The organism is Rhizobium sp. H4 (assembly GCF_003013335.1).
GTDB classification, from domain to species: Bacteria; Pseudomonadota; Alphaproteobacteria; order Rhizobiales; family Rhizobiaceae; genus Rhizobium; species Rhizobium sophoriradicis.
Map to the genome: position 1 here is coordinate 46,231 of NZ_PSOW01000014.1, position 24,475 is coordinate 70,705.

General features: G+C 61.9%; 12 protein-coding genes and 1 pseudogene. 8 read left to right on the forward strand and 5 right to left on the reverse strand.

Annotated features, from left to right (window positions below):
- The first annotated feature begins 429 nt into the window (after positions 1–429).
- A complete protein-coding gene (locus tag C4N04_RS21430; protein WP_106796979.1) occupies positions 430–8,949 on the forward strand; it encodes a glucoamylase family protein in 8,520 nt (2,839 codons plus the stop codon).
- A 101-nt stretch (positions 8,950–9,050) separates the two neighbouring features.
- Positions 9,051–10,289, forward strand: coding sequence for an OpgC domain-containing protein (gene opgC, locus C4N04_RS21435; RefSeq protein WP_106796980.1), 1,239 nt, complete (start codon positions 9,051–9,053; stop codon positions 10,287–10,289).
- A 57-nt stretch (positions 10,290–10,346) separates the two neighbouring features.
- Here opgC and C4N04_RS21440 read toward each other — a convergent pair.
- Positions 10,347–10,700: pseudogene (locus C4N04_RS21440) on the reverse strand (VOC family protein).
- A gap of 250 nt (positions 10,701–10,950) precedes the next feature.
- Entirely contained in the window at positions 10,951–12,714 is a 1,764-nt protein-coding gene (locus C4N04_RS21445) for a glucan ABC transporter ATP-binding protein/ permease (RefSeq protein ID WP_096762081.1), read from the reverse strand.
- Positions 12,715–13,097: 383 nt separating this feature from the next.
- Here C4N04_RS21445 and C4N04_RS21450 point away from each other — a divergent pair, with 383 nt between their 5' ends.
- The 3 genes from C4N04_RS21450 (at position 13,098) to C4N04_RS21460 (ending at position 18,250) form a co-directional block, all read left to right on the forward strand.
- The gene (locus C4N04_RS21450; RefSeq protein WP_077992294.1) at positions 13,098–13,853 is read left to right on the forward strand and encodes a LuxR family transcriptional regulator; all 756 of its coding nucleotides are present in this window, start codon (positions 13,098–13,100) and stop codon (positions 13,851–13,853) included.
- 174 nt (positions 13,854–14,027) lie between these two features.
- Entirely contained in the window at positions 14,028–17,492 is a 3,465-nt protein-coding gene (gene pyc / locus C4N04_RS21455) for a pyruvate carboxylase (RefSeq protein WP_106796981.1), read from the forward strand.
- A gap of 185 nt (positions 17,493–17,677) precedes the next feature.
- Positions 17,678–18,250: an NAD(P)H-dependent oxidoreductase gene (locus tag C4N04_RS21460; RefSeq protein WP_038691928.1), complete on the forward strand. Its 573-nt coding sequence runs from the start codon at positions 17,678–17,680 to the stop codon at positions 18,248–18,250.
- A 40-nt stretch (positions 18,251–18,290) separates the two neighbouring features.
- Here the strand turns inward: C4N04_RS21460 and C4N04_RS21465 are convergent, their stop codons facing one another.
- The 3 genes from C4N04_RS21465 to C4N04_RS21475 all read right to left on the reverse strand — a co-directional run bounded on the left by C4N04_RS21465 (position 18,291) and on the right by C4N04_RS21475 (position 20,709).
- Positions 18,291–19,052 carry an amino acid ABC transporter ATP-binding protein gene (locus C4N04_RS21465; RefSeq protein ID WP_039622777.1) on the reverse strand — a complete coding sequence of 254 codons (762 nt, stop codon included), beginning with the start codon at positions 19,050–19,052 and terminating at the stop codon, positions 18,291–18,293.
- Positions 19,049–19,729 (reverse strand): amino acid ABC transporter permease, encoded by a 681-nt coding sequence (locus C4N04_RS21470; protein ID WP_038691932.1) that lies wholly within the window; start codon positions 19,727–19,729, stop codon positions 19,049–19,051. The genes C4N04_RS21465 and C4N04_RS21470 overlap by 4 nt, the downstream gene beginning before the upstream one ends.
- 206 nt (positions 19,730–19,935) lie before the next feature.
- Entirely contained in the window at positions 19,936–20,709 is a 774-nt protein-coding gene (locus C4N04_RS21475; protein ID WP_106796982.1) for an amino acid ABC transporter substrate-binding protein, read from the reverse strand.
- Between the two features lie 280 nt (positions 20,710–20,989).
- On the opposite strand from C4N04_RS21475, the gene C4N04_RS21480 reads away from it, so the two are divergent.
- The 3 genes from C4N04_RS21480 to ispG all read left to right on the forward strand — a co-directional run bounded on the left by C4N04_RS21480 (position 20,990) and on the right by ispG (position 24,474).
- Complete coding sequence (locus tag C4N04_RS21480) at positions 20,990–21,766, forward strand: DeoR/GlpR family DNA-binding transcription regulator (protein ID WP_077992301.1); 777 nt, start codon at positions 20,990–20,992, stop codon at positions 21,764–21,766.
- A 64-nt stretch (positions 21,767–21,830) separates the two neighbouring features.
- Positions 21,831–23,024 (forward strand): MFS transporter, encoded by a 1,194-nt coding sequence (locus tag C4N04_RS21485; protein ID WP_106796983.1) that lies wholly within the window; start codon positions 21,831–21,833, stop codon positions 23,022–23,024.
- A 199-nt stretch (positions 23,025–23,223) separates the two neighbouring features.
- Positions 23,224–24,474, forward strand: a complete 1,251-nt coding sequence (gene ispG, locus C4N04_RS21490) for a flavodoxin-dependent (E)-4-hydroxy-3-methylbut-2-enyl-diphosphate synthase (RefSeq protein WP_106796984.1) — start codon at positions 23,224–23,226, stop codon at positions 24,472–24,474.
- Position 24,475: the final 1 nt, after the last annotated feature.

The following is a 24,475-nucleotide window of genomic DNA, read 5'->3' on the forward strand; positions in this document are numbered from 1 at the left end:
GGCATCTTATCTGTCCCGGTATTCCGCCCTTGATCATTCTCTATCTTTTCCAATTGCAGATGCGCCGCATCCACCCAGATGCGGCGCATTTTTGATCTCGTTCTGTCGACGGCCGATTTTATGATTGCCATGCGACCTCTTTCGCCCCGCACCGGCAAGCGAGCGCTGCTCCGCTGGTCTGCACCCCTTGACTTGAATTGTTGCGATGGTGTCCAACTTTTCGACATGGTTTTGCGCAGAGGGTAACGATCGCCCTTTGGGGGCGATCCTGCTACAAAGCCTCGTCCGTTTGCATCGTCTGCCGACGTCATTCCCCCAGCTTCATCGATCTTCGACGAATCGGGGCCCGTTCATGTAGCAGTCATGATAAGCAGTGCAAAAGGCTGAGCAAAACCAGCCATAACTTTGTTTGGATCCAGAACCGAACCCATGTCTATTGCCATTCTTTCTCCGAGCCTTCCCCGCGAACCCGAGATGAAGCAGATCGATCACAATGATTCGATCCGCTCGACCTATCTTTCCATCGAGGACATTAAGGCGATGGGCGATGCCGTCGCCCGCAACGGCGTCGATAAGCTGCCGGCTTTCGCCCCTTTCGATTTCTTCGCGCGCCACAAGGAAAATCAGAAGGAAATCCTGCGCGTCTATCGCACGACGGCGACGGATGTGGAGGCCGGCGAGACGATCACGCCTGCGGCGGAATGGCTGCTGGACAATCACTACATCGTCGAGGAGGCGATCCAGGAGGTGCGGCGTGACTTCCCCCGCCGCTTCTACCGCGAATTGCCGACCATGCCTGTCGGCGGTGTCGAGATTCCCCGCACTCTGGTGCTTGCCTGGCTCTACGTCGCCCATACCCACAGCACGATCTCGCAGGAAAGCCTGACGGCGCTGGTCGACGGCTTCCAGGCCAACGAGACGCTGAGGATCGGCGAACTCTGGGCGCTGCCCTCGCTGGTGCGCTACGTGCTCGTCGAAAACCTTCGCCGTATTTCGAGCCGTGTGGAAGCCAGCCGCCGCCTGCGCCGCCGCGCCAACGAGGCCGCCGACGAGCTGGTGCGCCTGACCGATCCGGCCAAGGCAGCCGCCTATCTGAAGACGCTGGAACCGCTTGCCGAGGACAATACCTTCTCGACGCAGTTCCTCTACCGCCTGCGTGACGGCTCGCAGACCTCGAGCCTGGCGATCACCTGGCTCGACGAGCGGCTCGAAGAGCTTGGCCGGAACACCGAAGAGGCGACGACGGCGGAACACAGCCGTCTCTCCTCCGGCAATGTGACGATGGGCAACATCATCCGCAGCCTGCGCGAGATCGACGATACCGAATGGTCGGTTTGGGTCGAGCAGGTCAGCCATGTCGACAAACTGCTATGGGAACATTCGGACTACGGCATTCTCGATTCCGGCTCGCGCAACAAATATCGCAAGCAGATCGAAAAGCTGGCGAAGCGTTCGCCGCTGACTGAAATGGAAATCGCCCAGCTGGCGCTCGATATGACGGATGCCGCCAAGGCCTCCGGCGAACCGCAGCCGCATGAACCGAATGTCGGCGGCTTCCTATCCGGCGCGCAGCGACCGAAGCTCGAGGCACGGGCGAATTATCGCCCGACAGTCACCCAGCATTTCGTGCGCGCCGTGCGCCAGTTCAACTGGCTGGCAATTGCCGTACCGGTCATGCTGCTGACTGTTATCGCCATGGCTGTTGTCGGCAACTTCATGGCTAGTGCCGGCATGGGTGCACTCGAAATCGCCGTGCTGCTGATCATGTTCTCGCTGCCGGCATCGGAGGGGGCGACAGGCCTCTTCAACACGCTTCTTTCTTTCTTTGTGACGCCAGCGCGTCTCGTCGGCTACGAGTTCAAGGAAGGCATTCCGGAGGATGCGCGCACGCTGCTCGTCGTGCCCTGCCTGATCTCGAACCGCGACAGCGTCGACGACCACGTTCGCAATCTCGAGGTCCACTATCTCGCCAATCCGCGCGGCGAGATCTATTTCGCGCTGCTCAGCGACTGGCCGGACAGCGATGTCGAGGAGACGCCCGCCGATCTCGAGGTTCTTGACTATGCCAGGCGCGAGATCGCCAATCTTTCCGCCCGCTATGCCTATGACGGCAAGACGCGTTTCTACCTGTTGCACCGCCGCCGCCTCTACAACGCCTCGGAAGGCGTCTGGATGGGCTGGGAGCGCAAACGCGGCAAGCTGCACGAGCTGAACATGCTGCTGCGCGGCGACCGCGACACGACATATCTGCCGGGCGCCAATGCCGTGCCGGCCAATGTGCAATATGTCATGACGCTCGACGCCGACACGCGCCTGATGCGCGACGCCGTCACCAAGCTCGTCGGCAAACTCTATCATCCGATCAACCGTCCGGTCATCAATCCGAAAACCGGTCGTGTCGAAAGCGGCTACGGCGTGCTGCAGCCGCGTGTCACGCCGTCGTTGACGACGGGCAAGGACGCCTCGGTCTTCCAGCGCGTCTTTTCGATCAACCGCGGCCTCGATCCTTATGTCTTCACGGTTTCCGACGTCTATCAGGATCTCGCCGGCGAGGGCACTTTCACCGGCAAGGGGCTTTATCATGTCGATGCCTTCGAAGCCTCGCTGAAGGGCCGGATCGACGAGAATTCCGTGCTCAGCCACGACCTTCTCGAAGGTTCGATGGCGCGCTGCGCCCTCGTCACCGATCTCGAGCTGGTCGAAGATTTCCCGATCCGCTACGAGGTGGAGACCTCGCGCCAGCATCGCTGGGCGCGCGGCGACTGGCAGCTCCTGCCCTACATGTTCAATCCGAAATACGGCGTCACGGCCCTCGGCCGCTGGAAGATGTTCGACAATCTCCGCCGGTCGCTGACGCCGATCGCCTGGTTCTTCGCTTCCGTGCTCGGCTGGTATTTCATGGGTCCGCTCGGCGCGCTCGTCTGGCAGATTCTGCTGATCTTCTGCCTCTTCGTGGCGCCGACGCTGTCGCTGATCAACGGCATCATCCCGCGCACCAGCGACATCGTCGCCCGCGCCCATCTCTATACGGTCTGGTCGGATATCACCGCCGCCAATGCGCAGGTCGCATTGCGGATTGTCTTCATCGCCGACTCCGCCTGCATGATGGCGGATGCGATCGGCCGTTCGCTCTACCGCCTGTTCGTCAGCCGCAAGCTGATGCTGCAGTGGCGGACCGCCGCCAGCGTTCAGGCCGGCGGGCAAGGCACCCTCGCCTCTTATTACAAGCAGATGTGGCATGCGCCGGTGCTGGCGCTGCTGGCGCTTGGTTTCGCCGCTCTTCCCGGCGACAACGCTTTCCTCGTCGGCATTCCCTTCGCGCTGCTGTGGATTCTCTCGCCTGTCGTCGCCTGGTATGTCAGCCAGTCGGCGGAAACCGAGGACCGGCTCGAAGTCGCCGATTCCGTGTCGAGCGAGTTGCGCAAGATCGCCCGGCGCACTTGGCGCTATTTCGAGACCTTCACCACGGCCGAGCAGAATTATCTGCCGCCGGATAATATCCAGGAAACGCCGCATGTCATCGTCGCGGCCCGCACCTCGCCGACCAATATCGGCGTCTATCTGCTTTCCGTCGTCTCCGGCCGGCAATTCGGCTGGTTCTCCTTCGAGGAGACGCTCGAGCGGCTGGAGCAGACGATTGCCACAATCGATAAAATGGAGAAATTCCGCGGCCATCTGTTCAACTGGTATCACAGCGATACGCTGCAGACGCTTGGGCCGCGTTATGTCTCAGCCGTCGACAGCGGCAATCTCGCCGGCCACCTGATCGCCGTTTCTTCGGCCTGCCGCAACTGGGCCGAGGCGCCCTCTGCCCACATGCAGGGCAATCTCGACGGTGTCGGCGATACGGCAGGCATTTTGGGCGAAGTGCTGGCGGACCTGCCTGATGACCGCAAGACCGTGCGGCCGCTACGCCGGCGCCTGGAAGAGCGCATTGTCGGCTTCCAGAACGCGCTTGCCGCCGTCAAGCGCGAGCACGAATTCGCCTCGATCCGCATCATCAACCTCGCCGTTCTCGCCCGCGACATCGAAAAGCTCGCCGCCAATCTCGACCACGAGGTCAAGTCGAAGCAGAGCGAAGAAGTCACCCAATGGGCGGCGTCGCTGGTGAAGGTCTGCGAGGCGCATATATCAGACAGCACCTTCGATCTTTCCAAGGTCGATGCGCTCCGGCCGCGTCTGGTCGCGTTGCGCGACAAGGCCCGCGATCTCGCCTTCTCGATGGATTTCGGCTTCCTGTTCCGACCGGAACGTCGCCTGCTTTCGATCGGCTACCGCGTCGAAAGCGGCGAGCTCGACCAGGCCTGCTACGATCTGCTGGCTTCCGAATGCCGCCTGACCAGCCTGTTCGGCATCGCCAAGGGCGATTTGCCGACCGAACATTGGTACCGCCTCGGCCGTCAGGTCGTGCCGGTGGGATCGCGCGGCGCGCTGGTCTCCTGGTCCGGCTCGATGTTCGAATATCTGATGCCGCCGCTCGTCATGCAGGAGCGCGGCGGCGGTATTCTCAACCAGACCAACAATCTTGTTGTCGTCGAGCAGATGAATTACGCCCGCAAGCTCGGTATTCCGTGGGGTATTTCGGAAGCGGCCTTCAATGCCCGCGACCATAACCTCAACTATCAGTACACGAATTTCGGGGTGCCGACGCTCGGTCTCAAGCGCGGCCTCGGCCACAATGCCGTCATCGCGCCCTATGCTTCGCTGCTGGCCAGCCAGTACGACCCGCCGGGCGCACTTGAAAACCTGCAGCGGCTGCGCAAGGTCGGCGCGCTCGGCAAGTTCGGCTTCCACGACGCCGTCGACTTCACGCCGACGCGCGTGCCGGAAGGCAAGAAATGCGCGGTGGTCTACAATTATTATGCCCACCATCACGGCATGTCGATCGCCGCCGTCGCCAACGTCGCCTTCAACGGCCATCTGCGCGAGCTCTTCCATTCCGACCCGGTTATCGAGGCGGCGGAGCTTCTGCTGCAGGAAAAGGCGCCGCGCGACATTCCGGTCATGAGCGGCAAGCATGAATCCGACACGCCGGCGAGCATCCAGGACGATCTGCTGCGGCCGGAGATCCGGAAGATCAGCGATCCGGCTTCGCGCGACCGTGAACTCGTGTTCCTGTCGAACGGCCACTACTCGCTGATGCTGACGGCGACGGGCGCCGGTTATTCCCGCTGGAACGGCCTTTCCGTTTCCCGCTGGAAGGCCGATCCGACCGAAGACCGCTGGGGCACCTTCATCTTCCTGCGCGATACCGCCACCAACGAATGGTGGTCGGCGACGGCAGAGCCGAAGGGCGTCGAGGGTGAAAAGATCAAGGTCGAGTTCGCTGACGAAAAGGCGCAATTCATCAAGACGGTCGGTGATCTGACGAGCGAGGTGGAGTGCATCATCGCAACGGAGCATGATGCAGAGGCCCGCCGCGTCACCCTGCTCAACATGGGCACGGAAGACCGTTTCATCGAAGTCACTTCCTATCTCGAACCTGTCATCACCTCGGATGATACCGACAATGCGCATCCGGCATTCGCCCGCATGTTCGTCAAGACCGAAATCGGCAAGCGCGGCGACGTCATTCGCGCCGAACGCAACAAACGCGATCCGAATGAGCCGAACATCAGCATCGCGCATCTGATCGTCGACAATGCCGGCGACACCCGTCACACCGAATTCGAGACCGACCGGCGCAAGTTCATCGGCCGTGGCCGCAGCCTCGCCGATGCGGCGGCCTTCGATCCGGGTGCCACACTTTCCGGCAGCGACGGCTTCATGCTCGATCCCGTCATGTCGCTGCGCCGCACCGTGCGTGTGCCGGCCGGCAAAAAGGTCAGCGTGTTCTTCTGGACGATCGCCGCTCCAAACCGCGACGAGGTCGACAAGGCGGTCAACCGCTATCGTCACCCCGACGCCTTCAACCACGAACTCGTCCAGGCCTGGACGCGCACGCAGGTGCAGATGCGCCATGTCGGCGTCACCTCGCAGCAGGCGGCAGCCTTCCAGCATCTCGGGCGCTACCTCGTCTATCCCGACATGCAGTTGCGCAAGGATGAAGCGACGGTCGAGGCCGGCCTGCAGTCGCAATCGGCACTGTGGCCTTTGGCGATCTCCGGCGATTTTCCGATTTTCACGTTGCGCGTCAACGACGACATGGATCTCGATATCGCCCGCGAGGCGCTGCTGGCGCAGGAATATCTGCGCTCGCGCGGCGTCACCGCCGATCTCATCATCATGAACGAACGCGCCTCTTCCTACGCGCAGGACATGCAGCACGCGCTCGACGCCATGTGCGAGAACGTGCGCCGCATGGGCCAGGCCGACGGGTTACGTCAGCATATCTTCGCGGTTCGAAAGGACCTGATGGAGGAGAGCACCTATCATGCGGTGATCGCGGCTTCCCGCGTCACCCTGCATGCGAAGAACGGCAAGGTGGTCGACCAGATCAACCGCGCCGTCGCCCTCTTTGCACCCTCGAAAGATGAACTGCAGGAAATGGAGCGCGCCGAGCGCAACAAGGTTCCGGTCAAGCGCATCGCTCCGGTGCCGCCGCCTGTCGTGCCGGCCGTCGTCATCGAGGAGGGAGGCGATCTCGACTTCTGGAACGGCATCGGCGGCTTTGCCCGAGACGGCCGCGAATATGTCGTTCGCCTGCCCGGGGGCCATGCGACGCCCCAGCCCTGGATCAACGTCATTTCCAACGACAGGTTCGGCTTTCACGTGTCGGCCGAAGGCGCTGGCTTCACCTGGAGCGTCAATTCGCGCGATTACCAGCTGACCTCCTGGTCGAACGATGCGGTGGTCAACCGTTCGGGTGAGGCCTTCTATCTCGCCGATCTCGACAGCGGTGCGGTCATGACGCCGTTCGCAGCGCTGTCGCGCCGGCCGGACGTTCGTTTTGAGGCCCGCCACGGGCTCGGCTATTCGGTCTTCTCGAGCATCCAGCACGATATCGCACTGGAGCTGACGCAGACGGTCGCCCGCGACAAGCCGGTGAAGCTGCAGCGCCTGCGCCTGCGCAACACCGGCTCGACCGGCCGCAGGCTGCGGCTCTACGGTTACGTTGAATGGGTCCTCGGCAGCAATCCGGGACGCACCGCACCCTTCATCTTGTCGAGCCAAGATGAGGAGACGGGCGCGCTGTTTGCCACCAATCCCTACAGCATCGATTTTTCCAACCGAACCGCCTTCTTCGCGGCGAGCGAGACTCCTTCGAGCGTCTGCGCAAGCCGGCGCGAGTTCATCGGCAAGGCGGGAACGATCCAGGCGCCGCAGGCCGTTACGTCAGCGGCTGCTCTTTCGGGTGCGACCGAACTCGACGGCGATCCGGCCGCGGCTCTGGCGATCGACATCGAGCTTAACGCCGGCGAGGAGCGCGACTTCACCTTCTTCCTCGGCGATACGCCGACGGAAGAAGAAGCGCGCGCCGTCATCGCCGATATCCGCAAGGCTTCGTTCGATGATGCCGTCGAGGCAAACCGCAGCTTCTGGCGGGATTTCACCGGCAGGCTGCAGATCTCGACGCCGGATCGCGGGATGAACAATCTCGTCAACACCTGGCTGCCCTATCAGAGCCTCGGCTGCCGGATCATGGCCCGCACCGCCTTCTACCAGGCAAGCGGCGCCTTCGGCTTCCGCGATCAGCTGCAGGACACGCTGGCCTTCCTGCTGCACGAACCCTCGATCGCCCGCCGGCAGATCCTGAACGCCGCCTCGCGCCAATTCCGCGAGGGCGATGTCCAGCATTGGTGGTTGCCGGGAACGGGTGCCGGCGTCCGCACGATGATCTCGGACGACGTCGTCTGGCTGAGCTATGCGATCCACCACTATTGCAGCGTCACCGGCGACAAGAGCGTGCTCGACGAGGAAATCGCCTTCCTGGAAGGTCCGGCGCTTCTCGAGGGACAGCATGACTCCTTCTACAAGCCGGAGATTTCCGAGGATAAGGCGAGCGTCTACGAACATGCGGCGCTGGCACTCGATCTCGCCATCGCCCGCAAGGGGGCTAACGGCCTGCCGCTGTTCCTCGGCGGCGACTGGAACGACGGCATGAACCGCGTCGGCATCGCCGGCCGCGGCACCAGCGTCTGGCTCGGCTGGTTCCTGGCGGGTGCATTGCGCAACTTCATTCCCTATGCCGAAGAGCGCGGCGACACTGCGCGCGCAAAGCGCTGGTCTGCACATCTAAAGGACTTGAAGAAAGCGCTCGAAACCGCGGGATGGGACGGCGGCTACTATCGCCGCGGCACGTTCGACGATGGGGCGCTGCTCGGTTCCAAGGAAAGCCCGGAATGCCGGATCGATTCGATCGCGCAGTCCTGGAGCGTTCTATCAGGCGAGGGCGACCCGGCCCGCGCCGTCAAGGCCATGGACGCCGTGCTCGATCAACTGGTCGACGAGGAAGCCCGCATCGTCCGGCTGTTTACGCCGCCTTTCATCAATTCCGCCAGGGATCCCGGTTATATCAAGGCTTATCCGCCGGGCGTGCGCGAAAACGGCGGTCAATATACCCATGCCGCGACCTGGGTGGTGATGGCGCTGGCGGAGCTCAAGCGGGGCGATGATGCGTTGCGCTGCTTCCAGATCCTCAACCCGATCACCCATGCGCTCGACAAGGCCTCGGCCGAGCAATACCGCGTAGAACCCTATGTCGTCGCCGCCGACGTCTATGGACATGAGCCCTATGCGGCGCGCGGCGGCTGGACCTGGTATACCGGCTCGGCCGGCTGGCTCTACCGCGCTGCCGTCGAGGGCATTCTCGGTATCCGGTTGAAAGACGGCCGGCTTTATGTGCGTCCGTCGCTCCCGTCGGAATGGGACGGTTTTGCGGCAGAGGTGGAGCGGGGCGACGGCAAATACCGCATTTCGGTCTCAAAAGCGTCCAATGCCAGCGGCTACACTCTGTCGATCAACGGCAGCGAAATCGCCGATCCCGAAGAGGGATATCCGCTCGGATAAAAGCGTTTCTCCACGCAGACATCACGGCGATTCGCGAACGGCCAAAAGGGAACCCTTTTGGCCGTCGTCGCGTTTGCAAATCGGATAACAGGAGACACCCCATGGCAAGCACGCTGACCGAAGCCATCGGCGCCGAGCGCAGTTCCCTATCGCCAGCTGCGCCAGGGCGCGATACACGGCTTGACGTGCTGCGTGGCCTCGCCCTGATCATGATCTTCATCAATCATGTTCCCGGGCAGTTCTTCGAATATGCGACGACGAAGAATTTCGGCTTCTCCGATGCCGCCGAGGCCTTCGTGCTGATATCCGGCATTGCCGTCGGCCTTGCTTACGGGAGCCGCTTTCAGCCGGGCAACCGGCTCAGCATGGCGATCAAGGCGGCAAAGCGGGCCTTCACGCTCTACCTCGCCCATATGATCACGACATTCATGACGCTGGCGCTGTTCATCTGCGGCGCCTGGCTGTTCCACCGGCCCGGACTTCTTGTCGAAATCAATATTCTGGCGGTGCTGATGAACCTCAAGGACGGTATCCCGGCGCTGCTCCTGCTCGGCCACCAGATCGGCTACAACAATATCCTGCCCATGTACGGGGCGTTGCTGCTGATGGTGCCGATCCTCCTTCTCCTGAACGAGCGAAGCCCGCTGCTGGCGCTTGCCGTCTCGGGCACGGTCTGGCTGCTCGCCGGCATTTATCAGATGGCGCCGCACAACATGCTGATCGAAGGCTATTGGTTCCTCAATCCGCTCTCTTGGCAATTCCTATTTTCGATCGGCATCGTCTCGATCCTGCATATCAAGCGCGGCGGCCGGATCCCGCGGCATCCGCTATTGCTAGGCGTCGCCGCCGCTTACGTCATGCTGTCCTTCGTCTGGGTGACAGGTCATCTCTGGATTTTCGGCAACTCGCTGGCAGCGCTTGGCCTGCCGCCTGTTATCACCGGTTTCGACAAGACCTTCTTGTCGCTGCCGCGGCTGCTGCATGTGCTGGCGCTGACCTATCTGATTATCAGCATCCCCGCATTCTCCCGCATCCTGCGGCGTCCCGCGGACCACCCGCTGACGATCCTCGGCCGGCATTCGCTCAACATTTTTGTCGCCGGCACGATCCTCGCCATGGTCGGCCAGGTGGTGCTCTACATCACCAACAAGGATCCGCTGGTCGGCCCGATCTTCGTCATCGCCGGTATTGCGACGCAATTCAGCTATGCCTACTATCTCGAGCACAAGCGTCAGCAGGGCAAGGTCAAGAGCAAGCTCGTCAGCGAGGTTGCCGCCGTCCCGGTGCCCGTGCGGATCGGCGGGGCGGCAAACACCTATCGCCGGACCAATCGGAAATAGTAGCTGGCTTTGCCTGGAGAACGGATAGAAGTGAGCCGGCGGGCCATGCCCGCCGGCTCAGTTTTTGTGAACGAGGATGTTCACCAGCCTGCCCAGGGGATCGCGGACATAAAAGCGCCTGACACCCCAGGGCTCGTCCACCGGGCCTTATTCGATCGGAAAACCGGCGGCCGACATCGCCGCGAAAGCAGCATCGAGATCGTCGACTTCGATCGAGAGATCCGGCACCGGCGTGCCGGAGCCACCTTCGCTGGCGATGCTCACCTGAACGTTCATAGGCCTGGCGGCGCCGAAGGTGGTGATCCAGCCGTGATCCATGATCACGTCGAGGCCGAGGATATCCTGATAGAACCGCCGGGCCGGCGTGATGTGGGGTGCCGCAATATTGGCAACGATGCGCAGGACCTTCATGGGCTTTCCCCCCGATGCTTGGACAAGGCGGAAGGTAGGAAGATCGCCAGGGTGGTCAATCGCGGGAATGGCGACGTGGCGGCGTATGGCACCCCCTCTGCCCTGCCGGGCATCTCCCCACCTGTGGGGGAGATGCCCGGCAGGGCAGAGGGGGTGGCTCAGGGTACACGGAGAGTTGGACTGGCCTTACCCAGAAACAAAAAGGCCGGAAGGAGCTACCCTTCCGGCCTTTGTTTTGAAACCCGACCGATCAGGCCGCTTCCGTGGCGTGGGCCTTGCGGACTTCGTCGTCCGTCAGGATACCGCTTGCGCGCAGCAGGGCGGCGAAGCGACCGTTGCTCTGGCTGAGTTCGTCGAAGCTGCCCTGCTCGGCGACGCGGCCATTGTCCAGGAAGAGCACCATGTCGGCTTCGCGGACCGTCGACAGACGGTGGGCGATGATGAAGGTGGTGCGATTCTCACGCAGATTGTCGATCGCTGCCTTGACGCGGGCTTCAGTCTCGACGTCGAGCGCCGAGGTGGCCTCGTCGAGCACCAGGATCGGCGCGTCCTTGAGGATGGCGCGGGCGATCGCGATGCGCTGGCGCTCGCCGCCGGAGAGCTTGTTGCCGCGTTCGCCGACATGCGTATCGTAACGATCCTCGCGGGTTTCGATGAAGTCGGCGGCGGCGGCGGCTTCGGCCGCCCGGCGCATTTCCTCTTCGCTGGCACCCTCGCGGCCGAGGCGGATATTGTCGCTGATCGAGCGGTTCAGCAGGCCCGCATCCTGGAAGACGGTGGCGATATGGCGACGCAACGACTTGCGGGTCACCTTGGTGATATCGGTGCCGTCGACGAGGATGTGGCCGCCCTGCGGATCGTAGACGCGCTGCAGCAGGTTGACGAGCGTCGTCTTGCCGGCGCCGGTCGGGCCGACGATGGCAACCGTCTGGCCGGCCTTCACCGAGAAGGAGACATTGTGCAGACCCTGCGAGCTGTTGCCGAAGCCGAAGGAGACGTCGCGGAATTCGACTGCACCCTTGACGTTCTTGATCTCACCGCTGCCGGCCGGCTCTTCGCGTTCACGCACCGAATCCTCGAGCGTGTAGAAGTCCTGCAGCTTGGAACGGGCCTCGAAGATCTGCGTGGCGAATTGACGCATCAGATCGAGGCGGGCAATCAGCAGGTTGGCAAAGCCGATGAAGGCAATGACGTCACCGACGCGCAGCTCACCGGACTGGACGAGCATCGTGCCGATGATCAGGACGACCATCATCGCGATGGTTGAGGCCATGCGGTTCAGCGCGCTGGCGATCGCCCACCAGTCGAGCACCGGATACTGCGCTTCGAGCAGCCGGTTAGCGAAGGATTTCAGCGCCTTGGTCTCAGCTTCGATGCGGTTGTAGCTATGCAGCACGGACACGTTGCTGATCGAGTCGCTGACATGCGAGAAGACGGTATGGTAGTGGTTCTCGACCGAAGCCTGGCCGTCCTTGGTGCGACTCATGACGACGCGGCCGATCAGCCAGTAGGCGATGGCGAGCACCATGAGCACGGCGGAAAGGCGCAGGTCCATCGACATTGCGGTCGGTATCAGCAGAGCAAGCGCGATGACCGTCGACAGATGGTTGCGCATGAATTCCAGCCAGAGGCCGAACAGCGTCTCGCAGGCGCGCAGCAGCGTATGCAGCGCGTTGGAGGTGCCGCGCTGGTGGTGCCAGGCGAGCGGCATGGAAATGATCCGGCCGAAAGCCTCCGTCAGCAACGTAGCCCGCCGCCCGTGGGCAAGCCGGTCGGCCTCGCGCGATACCAGGACGAAGGCAACGGTGTTGAACACGGCGAAGCCCGCCCACATGAACAGGATGGGCTTGACTTCACCCTTGCCCGAGATCGCATCGATGATGCGACCGAACAGGATCGGTTCCGCAATGGTAATGGTCGCCAGAACAATATTGGCGATAACGACCAGGGATACGCGGAGCTTGTAGGCGCCAAGATAGCGCAGAGCTCTTGCATAGACCTTGAATAGCGACACGTCTAACCTCTTGTGCATCTGCGAAAACGGGAATGATGCGATGCTACAAAAGGCTACCTGAACCGGCGATTAACGGATCATTCAGAGCTCACCCCGCGGAAAGATCAAGCTGAACGCTCTATCGCCTGCTGCGACGAAATCGGAGCTGCATCAATAGCATAGAGCAGTGGATCGCGTGAAGATTGCTCACATTTTTCGGCATCAGGGTCTGGCAACCGAATTTCTGCGGGATTATATGCCAGACAATTTGCGCTTGCATTTTAATAAATGTTTAGCACAGCATTGAAATTAAAGACTGCATTTTTGAAAGACCGTTTCGCGATGAAATTGAAATGCCGCCAACGGCCTGGATGCGGACTTAAGGTCCGGACAAGGGGCGCTTTGTGAATATCAATTCCTTGATTCAAGTGCTTGTAATTCTGGAAGAGTGCCCAAATCCGGACGCCGTGGTCAACGAGCTCGAGCAGGTCCTCCATGGTTCCGGCTTCGAGTATTACGGTCTGCTACGCCATTTGCAGCAGACACCGGCGCAGCAGAATTCGGAATTGCGGGCCGCACCGCTGGCCGGCCGCTGGCCGGAACGATGGCTGCAGATATATGCCGCAAAAAAATATATCCGGATCGATCCGATGGTGCGCTATCTCGCCCATGCGCAACGGCCTTTCCGCTGGCGGGAGAGTATGGCGGCGTTCAACGGCAGCACGCATCGGCGCCGCATGGAGCAGATGATGGTCGATGCCTTCGGCCACGGATTGGAGGATGGCTATCTCTTTCCGATCCACGGGCGCAACGGCATTCTGGGCAGCCTCAGTCTCGGCGGCAAACCGATCGAATTGTCGCCGGTGGAGATCGCCTTGCTCGAGGCCGTCGCGCGCAAGACCTTCTGGCGGTTGCTCGAGCTGACAGGCGAGGCTGAGGCGTTGGAGACGGTGCTGCCCGCCGAGACGCCGCTGACGCGGCGCGAGATGGAAATCCTGCATTATCTCGCCGAAGGCATGACGTCGATGGAGATCAGCAAGATGCTGAAGATCTCGAACCACACCGTCGACTGGTATATGAACGGCCTGCAGAACAAGCTGAAAGCAAAGAACAGGCAGCAGGCGGTGGCGCTCGCTTTCCGCCATGGCCTGATAAGCTGAGCATTTCCTTATCCATTTCGCCAAAATCGCTGCATACTGCCAGTCGACATGTCTTCGCATGGCGAGAAAGTGCGTTTCGCAGTCGCAAGAGAAATTGAACTTCCTGTGACAAGAAGTTAAGAATTTTCTTCGCGGGTGCAGCATGCTCGCGTCTGAACGTCGGAGGAGACCGTTTTGCCCATTTCCAAGATACTCGTTGCCAATCGCTCTGAAATAGCCATTCGCGTGTTCCGCGCGGCCAACGAGCTTGGAATAAACACGGTGGCGATCTGGGCGGAAGAGGACAAGCTGGCGCTGCACCGCTTCAAGGCAGACGAAAGCTATCAGGTCGGCCGCGGCCCGCATCTTGCTCGCGACCTCGGACCGATCGAGAGCTATCTGTCGATCGATGAGGTGATCCGCGTCGCCAAGCTTTCCGGCGCCGACGCCATTCACCCCGGCTACGGCCTCTTGTCGGAAAGCCCGGAATTCGTCGATGCCTGCAACAAGGCCGGCATCATCTTCATCGGCCCGAAGGCTGATACGATGCGCCAGCTCGGCAACAAGGTGGCGGCGCGCAATCTGGCGATCTCGGTCGGCGTGCCCGTCGTGCCGGCAACCGAACCGTTGCCGGACGATATGGCCGAAGTGGCGAAGATGGCCGAAGAGATCGGTTATCCCGTCATGCTGAAGGCTTCCTGGGGCGGTGGCGGCCGCGGCATGCGCGCAATCCGCGATCCGAAGGATCTCGCCCGCGAGGTGACTGAGGCCAAGCGCGAGGCGATGGCGGCCTTCGGCAAGGACGAAGTCTATCTGGAAAAGCTGGTCGAGCGTGCCCGCCATGTCGAAAGCCAGGTCCTCGGCGACACACACGGCAATGTCGTGCATCTCTTCGAGCGTGACTGCTCCATCCAGCGCCGCAACCAGAAGGTCGTCGAGCGCGCGCCGGCGCCCTATCTTTCCGAGGCGCAGCGCCAGGAACTCGCCGCCTATTCGCTGAAGATCGCAGCGGCGACCAACTATATCGGCGCCGGCACCGTCGAATATCTGATGGATGCCGATACCGGAAAATTCTACTTCATCGAGGTCAATCCGCGCATCCAGGTCGAGCATACGGTGACCGAAGTGGTCACCGGCATCGATATCGTCAAGGCGCAGATCCATATCCTCGACGGGGCTGCGATCGGCACGCCGGAATCGGGCGTTCCCGCTCAGGCTGACATCCGTCTCAACGGCCATGCGCTGCAGTGCCGCATCACCACGGAAGATCCGGAGCACAACTTCATTCCGGATTACGGCCGCATCACCGCTTATCGCTCGGCTTCCGGCTTCGGCATCCGTCTCGACGGCGGCACCTCCTATTCCGGGGCGATCATCACCCGCTATTATGATCCGCTGCTCGTCAAGGTGACGGCCTGGGCGCCGAACCCGTCCGAAGCGATTTCCCGCATGGACCGTGCGCTGCGCGAATTCCGCATCCGCGGCGTCGCCACCAACCTGACCTTCCTCGAAGCGATCATCGGCCACCCGAAATTCCGCGACAACAGCTACACCACCCGCTTCATCGACACCACGCCGGAGCTGTTCCAGCAGGTCAAGCGCCAAGACCGCGCGACGAAGCTCTTGACCTATCTCGCCGACGTCACCGTCAACGGCCATCCCGAGGCCAAGGACCGGCCGAAGCCGATTGCCAACGCCGCCAAGCCGGTGGTGCCCTATGCCAACGGCAATGGCGTCAAGGACGGCACCAAGCAGCTGCTCGACACGCTCGGCCCGAAGAAATTCGGCGAATGGATGCGCAATGAGAAGCGCGTGCTTTTGACCGATACGACAATGCGCGACGGCCATCAGTCGCTGCTTGCCACCCGCATGCGCACCTATGACATCGCCAGGATCGCCGGCACCTATGCGCATGCGCTGCCGAACCTTCTGTCGCTCGAATGCTGGGGCGGCGCCACCTTCGACGTCTCCATGCGCTTCCTGACCGAAGATCCGTGGGAGCGGCTGGCGCTGATCCGCGAGGGCGCGCCGAACCTGCTCCTGCAGATGCTGCTGCGCGGCGCCAACGGCGTCGGCTACACCAACTATCCCGACAATGTCGTCAAATATTTCGTCCGCCAGGCGGCCAGAGGCGGCATCGATCTCTTCCGCGTCTTCGACTGCCTTAACTGGGTCGAGAACATGCGGGTATCGATGGATGCGATCGCCGAGGAGAACAAACTCTGCGAGGCGGCGATCTGCTATACCGGCGATATCCTCAATTCCGCCCGCCCGAAATACGACCTGAAATACTATACCGAGCTTGCGGTCGAGCTCGAAAAGGCCGGCGCCCATATCATCGCGGTCAAGGATATGGCGGGTCTGTTGAAGCCGGCGGCGGCGAAGGTGCTGTTCAAGGCGCTGCGCGAGGCGACCGGCCTGCCGATCCACTTCCACACCCATGACACCTCGGGCATTGCGGCCGCCACCGTTCTTGCCGCCGTCGAAGCCGGTGTCGATGCCGTCGATGCGGCGATGGATGCGCTTTCCGGCAGTACTTCGCAGCCCTGTCTCGGCTCGATCGTCGAGGCGCTCTCCGGCTCCGAGCGTGATCCCGGCCTCGATCCGGAATGGATCCGCCGCATCTCCTTCTATTGGGAAGCGGTGCGCAATCAGTATGCGGCCTTCGAAAGCGACCTCAAGGGGCCGGCCTCGGAAGTCTATCTGCACGAAATGCCGGGCGGCCAGTTCACCAACCTCAAGGAGCAGGCCCGTTCGCTGGGACTGGAAACCCGCTGGCACCAAGTGGCGCAGGCCTATGCCGACGCCAACCAGATGTTCGGTGATATCGTCAAGGTGACGCCCTCTTCCAAGGTGGTCGGCGACATGGCGCTGATGATGGTCAGCCAGGACCTGACGGTCGCCGACGTCGTCAGCCCAGAGCGCGAAGTCTCCTTCCCGGAATCGGTGGTCTCGATGCTGAAGGGCGATCTCGGCCAGCCGCCGTCGGGATGGCCGGCAGCGCTGCAGAAGAAGGCACTGAAGGGCGAAAAGCCCTATACGGTGCGTCCCGGCTCGCTGCTGAAGGAAGCCGATCTCGATGCCGAGCGCAAGGTCATCGAGACGAAGCTGGAACGCGAGGTCAGCGACTTCGAGTTCGCCTCATACCTGATGTATCCGAAGGTCTTCACCGACTTTGCGCTCGCCTCCGATACCTATGGGCCGGTCTCGGTGTTGCCGACGCCGGCTTATTTCTACGGGCTGGCCGATGGCGACGAGCTGTTTGCCGATATCGAAAAGGGCAAGACCCTCGTCATCGTCAATCAGGCGATGAGCGCCACCGACAGCCAGGGCATGGTCACCGTCTTCTTCGAGCTCAACGGCCAGCCGCGGCGCATCAAGGTGCCGGACCGGGCGCATGGGGCGACGGGGGCTGCCGTGCGCCGCAAGGCCGAGCCCGGCAATGGTGCCCATGTCGGCGCGCCGATGCCCGGCGTCATCAGCCGCGTCTTCGCCTCATCAGGCCAGGCCGTCAGCGCTGGTGACGTGCTCGTCTCCATCGAGGCGATGAAGATGGAAACCGCGATCCATGCGGAAAAGGACGGAACGATTGCGGAAATCCTCGTCAAGGCCGGCGACCAGATCGATGCCAAGGACCTGCTTGTCGTCTATGCCGGTTGAGCCTTGCCGAGAGGCTTGTTCAGCTGCCGGCGGCTTCGGCCAATCACCCGATTGTGTGTGATCAGGCTGTCGGAAAGCTGATTTTTCGGATCGTTTACGGCCTCCTCGCCTTGCCCGGTGAGGAGGCTTTCTCATAGACTTCAGGTCGTATTATCCGCCCCAAGACCAACCAGGAAATCCTCTCCATGAACAAGTTGAAGATTGCCGTCATCGTCGGCAGCACGCGTATTGGCCGTTTTGCAGAACATCCGGCCAAGTGGATCGCCGGGCTCGTCGGCCAGCGCTCCGATCTCGAAGTCGAGGTTCTCGATCTTCTCGACTATCCCATGCATTTCTTCGGCGAAGAGCGCGCAACGACGGCGGAAAGCGAAGCCGCCGAACGTTGGAAGAAGAAGCTGCGCGAATTCGACGGCTTCATTTTCACCGTCGCCGAGTACAATCATGCGCCGACGGGGGTTCTGAAAAACGCCATCGATCTCGGCGAGTTCATCCAGAAGCCGGTCGGCTTCGTCGGCTATGGCGGCGTTGGCGGTGCGCGCGCCGTCGAGCAGCTTCGCCTGATCTTCGTCGAAATGAGCGCGGCTTCGGTCAAGACCGGCGTTCACATTGCCTTTAGCGAATATCTTGCCGTTCTCAAGGAGGGCAAGCAGCTTGGGGACTACGCCCATCTCAACGAAGCCGCCAAGAACATGCTCGACCAGCTGACCTGGTGGGGCAACGCCTTGAAGGCCGCGCGCGCCGTCGTCACGGCGGCTTGATCGAAATGCCGGCGGTGCCGGGCGACAGCCCGGCACCGTTTTAAATATCGTAGGTATGCGCCGCGTTGATCGTCGAGATGAAGCGCTTGGTGCGTTCGCGCTCAGGCGCGGTGAAGATCGCTCTGGCGCTGCCCGTTTCCACCACGCTGCCGGCTTCCAGGAAGACGACGTCATTGGCGATCTTGGAGGCGAGGCGCAGATCATGGGTCGCCATCACCATGGTCGTGCCTTCCCGGGCCAGCTGGCCCAGCACATCGACCACTTCCGCCGAGAGTTCCGGATCGAGCGCCGAGGTCGGCTCGTCACACAGAAGCACGCGCGGCGACGGCGCCAGCGCCCGGGCGATCGCCACGCGCTGTTGCTGGCCGCCCGATAATGTCGAGGGCCAGGCATCGGCCTTGTGCGCCATGCCCACCTTGGTCAGGAGTTCCGTGGCACGTTCGTGGGCTTTCTCCTTCGGCCATTTCAGCACCGTGACCAGACCTTCCATGACATTTTCGATCGCGGTTTGATGCGGGAAGAGTTGGAAGTTCTGGAAGACCATGCCGGTCTGGCGGCGGATTTTCTGAATCGCCTGCCAGCCGACGCGTTTGCCGGGCGCGAAGGAAAGCTCTGCCTCGCCGAGACGGATTGCACCTGATGTCGGGATTTCGAGCAGGTTGATACAGCGCAGCAGCGTGCTTTTGCCGCCGCCTGAGGGCCCGACCAGCGCGGTGACGCTGCCTTCGGGAATGCGAATGCTGATGTCCTTCAGGATGATGGCGTCGCCGAAGCGCTTTTCGATGTTGGAAAGCTCGATCATGCATTTGCCTCCAGCATGCCGCCGTAACGCGCGAAGCGGCGTTCCAGCCGCACCTGCAGCTGCGAGAGGATGGAGCTCAGGACAAGATAGATCAGCGCCGCCTCGATATAGAGGATCAGTGGCTCATAGGTGGTGGCGACGATGCGCTGCGCGGCCTGGAAGAGCTCCGGCACGGTGATGGCGGCGGCAAGCGACGTGTCCTTCACCAGCGAGATGAAAGTGTTCGACAACGGCGGTACGGCGACGCGGCCAGCCTGCGGCAGGATAGTGCGGCTCATCGCCTGACGCCAGCTCATGCCGATCGAATAGGCCGCTTCCCACTGACCCTTGGGCACGGAGGAGATGACGGCGCGGATGATCTCGGAGCTGTAAGCGCCGATATTCAGGGTGAAGCCGATGAGGGCGGCGGGAAAGGCATCGAGCAGGATGCCGATGCTCGGCAGGCCGTAGAAGATGACGAAGAGTTGCACGAGCAGCGGTGTGCCACGGATAACCCAGACATAGAAGCGGGCGATCGCCGCAACCGGCGCTGGGCCGAAAAGCCGGGCAATCGCCGTGATAAGGCCGAGGATCAGGCCGAAGAAGAAGGAGAGCAGGGTCAGGGGAATGGTGAAGATCAATCCCGCCCAGAGGAGCGAGGGAAGCGATTCAGCCATCAGTTGGAGCCAGTGCGGCAAGGGATGTTCCCTCTCGTGGATTAGGGTGACATCTCGAATACCCCTCCCCAACCCCTCCCCACAAGGGGGAGGGACTTATCCAGTCTCTCGCCCCGCACGAAATAGCAGCTGAACTGCGGGCCGAAACGGTTGTTTTGAGATGAGGCGGTCCCCGCGGAGCCCCTCCCCCTTGTGGGGAGGGGCTGGGGAGGGGACTTTTCCCGAGCTTACTTCGATACGTCCTGGCCGAAATATTTGTCGGCGATCTTCTTGTACGTACCGTCCGCCTTGATGTCGGCGAGCGCCTTGTTGATTTCGGCGAGCAGTTCCGGCTCGCCCTTGCGGATGATGATGCCGGAGTAATCGGCATTTTCCTGCTCAGCGGCGATCTTCACCGGCGCGTCCGGCTTGTGCTTCTTGAAGTCGAGGAAGGAGAGGCTGTCGTTGATCGTCGCATCGGCGCGCTTGGTCAGCACGAGCTGGATCGACTGGTCGAAACCGTCGGTGCCGACGAGTTCGGCGCCGGCTTCGGTCGCGAGCTTGCCGAAGTTGCTGGTCAGCGACTGGGCGGATTTCTTGCCCTTCAGATCGGCGAAGGTCTTGATGCTGTCGTCGCCGTCGCGGACGATCAGCACGGCCTTGGAGGCGATATAAGGTTCGGAGAAATCATATTTCTGCTTGCGGGCTTCGGTGATGCCGACCTGGTTGATGACGGTGTCGTAGCGCTTGGCGTCGAGGCCGGCGATCAGGCCATCCCACTTGCCTTCGAGGAATTCGGCCTTGACGCCGAGCTTTGCGGCGATCGCTTCGCCGATCTCGACGTCGAAGCCGACGAGCTTGCCGCTTTCGTCATGATAGGTGAAGGGCGCATAGGTGCCTTCGGTGCCGATTTTGAAGACGCCCGCCGACTTGATGGCGGCAAGGTTTTCGCCGGCATGGGCGGGCAGGAGGGCAGCAGCCTGAATGAGGGCAGCGGCGGCGACGGTTTTCAACCAGTTCATTGTTTTATCCATCCTTGGGAGGGTTGTTAGCGGATGCGCCATAGTTCGCAGAAAACTAGGGCGTCGGAAGCGAAGGAAACTGCGAATAAAAGCAGCAAGTGCGAATATTTTTCTCAAGCGGCCGCTTGGGCCTCGAATTGCCTGCAGCCAGGCCATTTTGCCTCGTTGGCGGGCTGCTTTATTTCAACAGGTCAGAAAACGTGTGACCGTGCATGTTGCATGCACAGTCATAAACGTTTATGCACGTTTCATATCATTCAACCTTCAATCCGGTAAAAACATGCAGGATTTTCTGTTGCGAGAGCGCCAAGGTGTGATTTCCGAGAGGCTGCGGCTAAACGGCCGCGTGCTGGCGGCGGAACTTGCGATCGAATTCGGCGTCTCCGAAGATACGGTGCGGCGCGACCTTCGCGAGATGGCGGCGGCGGGACTCTGCGAGCGGGTCTATGGCGGCGCCTTGCCGGTCGCGCCGGCATATGGAAGCCTGACCCAGCGCATCGGCCTTGCCGCCGACCGGAAGCAGGCACTGGCGCAGGCCGCGGCAAATCAGATCGCCGCCGGTTTGACGGTGTTCTTCGATGCCGGCAGCACCAATCTGGCGATTGCCAATGCCTTGCCGGCCGAACTCGAACTGACGGCTGCGACCAATGCGCCGGCAATCGCCGCAGTGCTGATCGACAAGCCCGCTGTCAACGTCATCCTGATCGGCGGCATGGTGGACCGGCAGACCGGCGGGGCGCTCGGCGCCAAGGCGCTACGGGATATGGAACAGATATCGCCGGATCTCTGCATTCTCGGCGCCTGCGGCGTCGATCTCGAGGCCGGCATCACAGCGTTCGGCTTCGAGGATGCGGAGTTCAAACGGTTTGCGACGTCGAAAAGCAGAAAAGTTCTGGTGGCCGTGACCTCGGAGAAATTCGGTACCGCTGCGCCCCACGGCATCCTGCCGATGGCGCATTGCGAATGCCTGGTGGTCGAGCACGATGCCGACCCGGCCGTCCTTGCCGGCTATCGCGAGCGCGGCTGCAGGACCGTCATCGCCGAGCAAACGAACTGAACCGCTGCCATAGAGTTTAGAAAAACCGGGCTTGTTTAGACCGGCAACGAGGAAAGACCGAGAAATGGACAGTCATGTGAGTGCACCGCGGGGAGCCCGGAGCGGCTTCATCACCAGAAGCAGGGCGGCCGTTTCCCTGCTCTTTCTCATGAACGGCTTCGTCGTCGGCTGCTGGGCGCCGAAGATCCCGGATTTTGCCGAGCGTCTCGGGCTCTCCAAGTTCGAGCTCGGGCTTATGATCATCGTCTTCGGTGTCGGCTCGCTGGTCATGATGCCGATCGCCGGGGCGCAGATCGCCAAACTGGGCTCGCGTGTCGTCGTTCGGGCAACCGCCGTTTGCGTGCTGCCGCTGCTCCTGGCTTTGACGCTCGCCCCGAACGTGATCACCGCGGCCATCTCACTCTTCCTGTTCGGGGGCTTCATCGGCGCCATGGATGTGGCGATGAATGCCAACGCGGTCTCTGTCGAAAAATCCATGCGCCGCGCCATCATGTCCTCCTGCCACGCCTTCTGGAGCCTCGGTGGCCTGATCGGCTCCGGCCTCGGCGGCATCGTGATCGCCAAGCTCGGCATTCTCGGCCATGCCCAGCTGGCAACCGTGCTGGCGGCGATATTCGTAGCCGTCGCCTGGCCGATGATCCTTGCCGATCCGCCCCATCCCGATGCCAAGAAGGAGAAGACGCGGCTGCCGATGGTGCCGCTGCCGTGGCTGCTCGGCTTGATGGCGCTGTTCTCCATGGTGCCGGAAGGCGCGGTTCTGGATTGGGGAGCGCTCTATCTCCGGCAGGAAATGGATGCTTCTGTCGCCCTATCCGGTCTCGGTTTCGCAGCCTTTTCGGCGACCATGGCGACCATGCGCTTTGCCGGCGATCTGGTGCGCGATCGCCTCGGAGGCGTCAAAACGCTACGCATCTGCACGCTTTTTGCCATTGTCGGCATGTTGCTTGCTGGCCTTGCGCCGGATGCCGAGATCGCCATCCTGGGTTTTGCCCTTTGCGGCATCGGCATTTCCAACATGGTGCCGATCGCTTTCTCGGCGGCGGGCAATATTCCCGGCCTCAAACCCGGCATCGGCATCTCCGTCGTCACGACGATGGGTTATTCCGGCATGCTCGTCGCGCCGTCGCTGATCGGTTTCGTTGCTGAACATATCGGCTTTGCCGTGGTCTTTATGGCGCTGCCGGTGCTGCTGCTGTTCGTTCTCGCGTTTTCGAAGCTGGCCCATTATGCCGACGGAGTTTCCGGAGGCGGCCATTGAGCGGCCTCCAAACAAAAGTGATATTGGGGGCGGTTGACAAGAAAGCGGTCATGATCCACCTGAAAGGCACCATTTCTAAAGCGCGGCGCAATCTTTTCAGATTCGCTTGCCGCGCTTTAGATCTTTGTTTTACGCATGTCGTTATCGCAAAACCGCTGCGCACTTTTGCGCGACATGCTTAGGGGTGCAAGAGCTTTCAATGTTGTCAGCCGCCGATTTTGATCCGAAACCGCGCCGGGCTTCCGTTGCCGTCGATGTCGGCGGCGTCATCGTCGGCGGCGGCGCGCCGATCGTCGTGCAATCGATGACGAATACCGATACGGCCGATATCGATTCGACCGTCGCCCAGGTCGCGGCGCTCCACCGGGCAGGCTCGGAGCTGGTGCGCATCACCGTCGACCGCGACGAGAGTGCGGCCGCCGTGCCGAAGATCCGCGAGCGGCTGCTGCGGCTCGGCATGGACGTGCCGCTGATCGGCGACTTCCACTATATCGGCCACAAGCTGCTCGCCGATCATCCCGATTGTGCCGAAGCGCTGGCGAAATACCGCATCAATCCCGGCAATGTCGGCTTCAAGGACAAGAAGGACAAGCAGTTCGCCGAGATCATCGAGATGGCGATCCGCTACGACAAGCCGGTGCGCATCGGCGTCAACTGGGGTTCGCTCGATCAGGACCTGCTGACGGCGCTGATGGATGAGAATGCGGCCGCCGGCTCGCCGCTTTCGGCCCGGCAGGTAACGCGCGAGGCGATCGTGCAGTCGGCGCTGCTTTCGGCGGCCCTTGCCGAGGAAATCGGCCTGCCGCGCAACCGCATCATCCTCTCGGCCAAGGTCAGCCAGGTGCAGGATCTGATCGCCGTCAATTCCATGCTCGCCGAGCGCTCCAACCATGCGCTGCATCTCGGCCTCACCGAAGCCGGCATGGGCAGCAAGGGCATCGTCGCCTCGTCGGCGGCGATGGGCTTCGTGCTGCAGCATGGCATCGGCGATACGATCCGCGTGTCACTGACGCCGGAGCCGAACGGCGACCGTACGCGCGAAGTCCAGGTGGCGCAGGAAATCCTGCAGGTCATGGGCTTCCGCCAGTTCGTGCCGGTCGTCGCTGCCTGTCCCGGCTGCGGGCGCACGACCTCGACGGTGTTCCAGGAACTGGCCCAGAACATCCAGAACGATATCCGCAAGAACATGCCGGTCTGGCGCGACAAATATCCGGGCGTCGAGGCGCTGAATGTCGCCGTCATGGGCTGTATCGTCAACGGACCGGGTGAAAGCAAGCACGCCGATATCGGCATTTCGCTTCCCGGCACCGGCGAGACGCCGGCAGCACCCGTTTTCATCGACGGCAAGAAGGCGCTGACGCTGCGCGGCCCCAATATCGCCGCTGATTTCGAAGCACTTGTCGTCGATTATATCGAGAAGCGCTTCGGCCAGCGGACGGCGGCGGAATGAA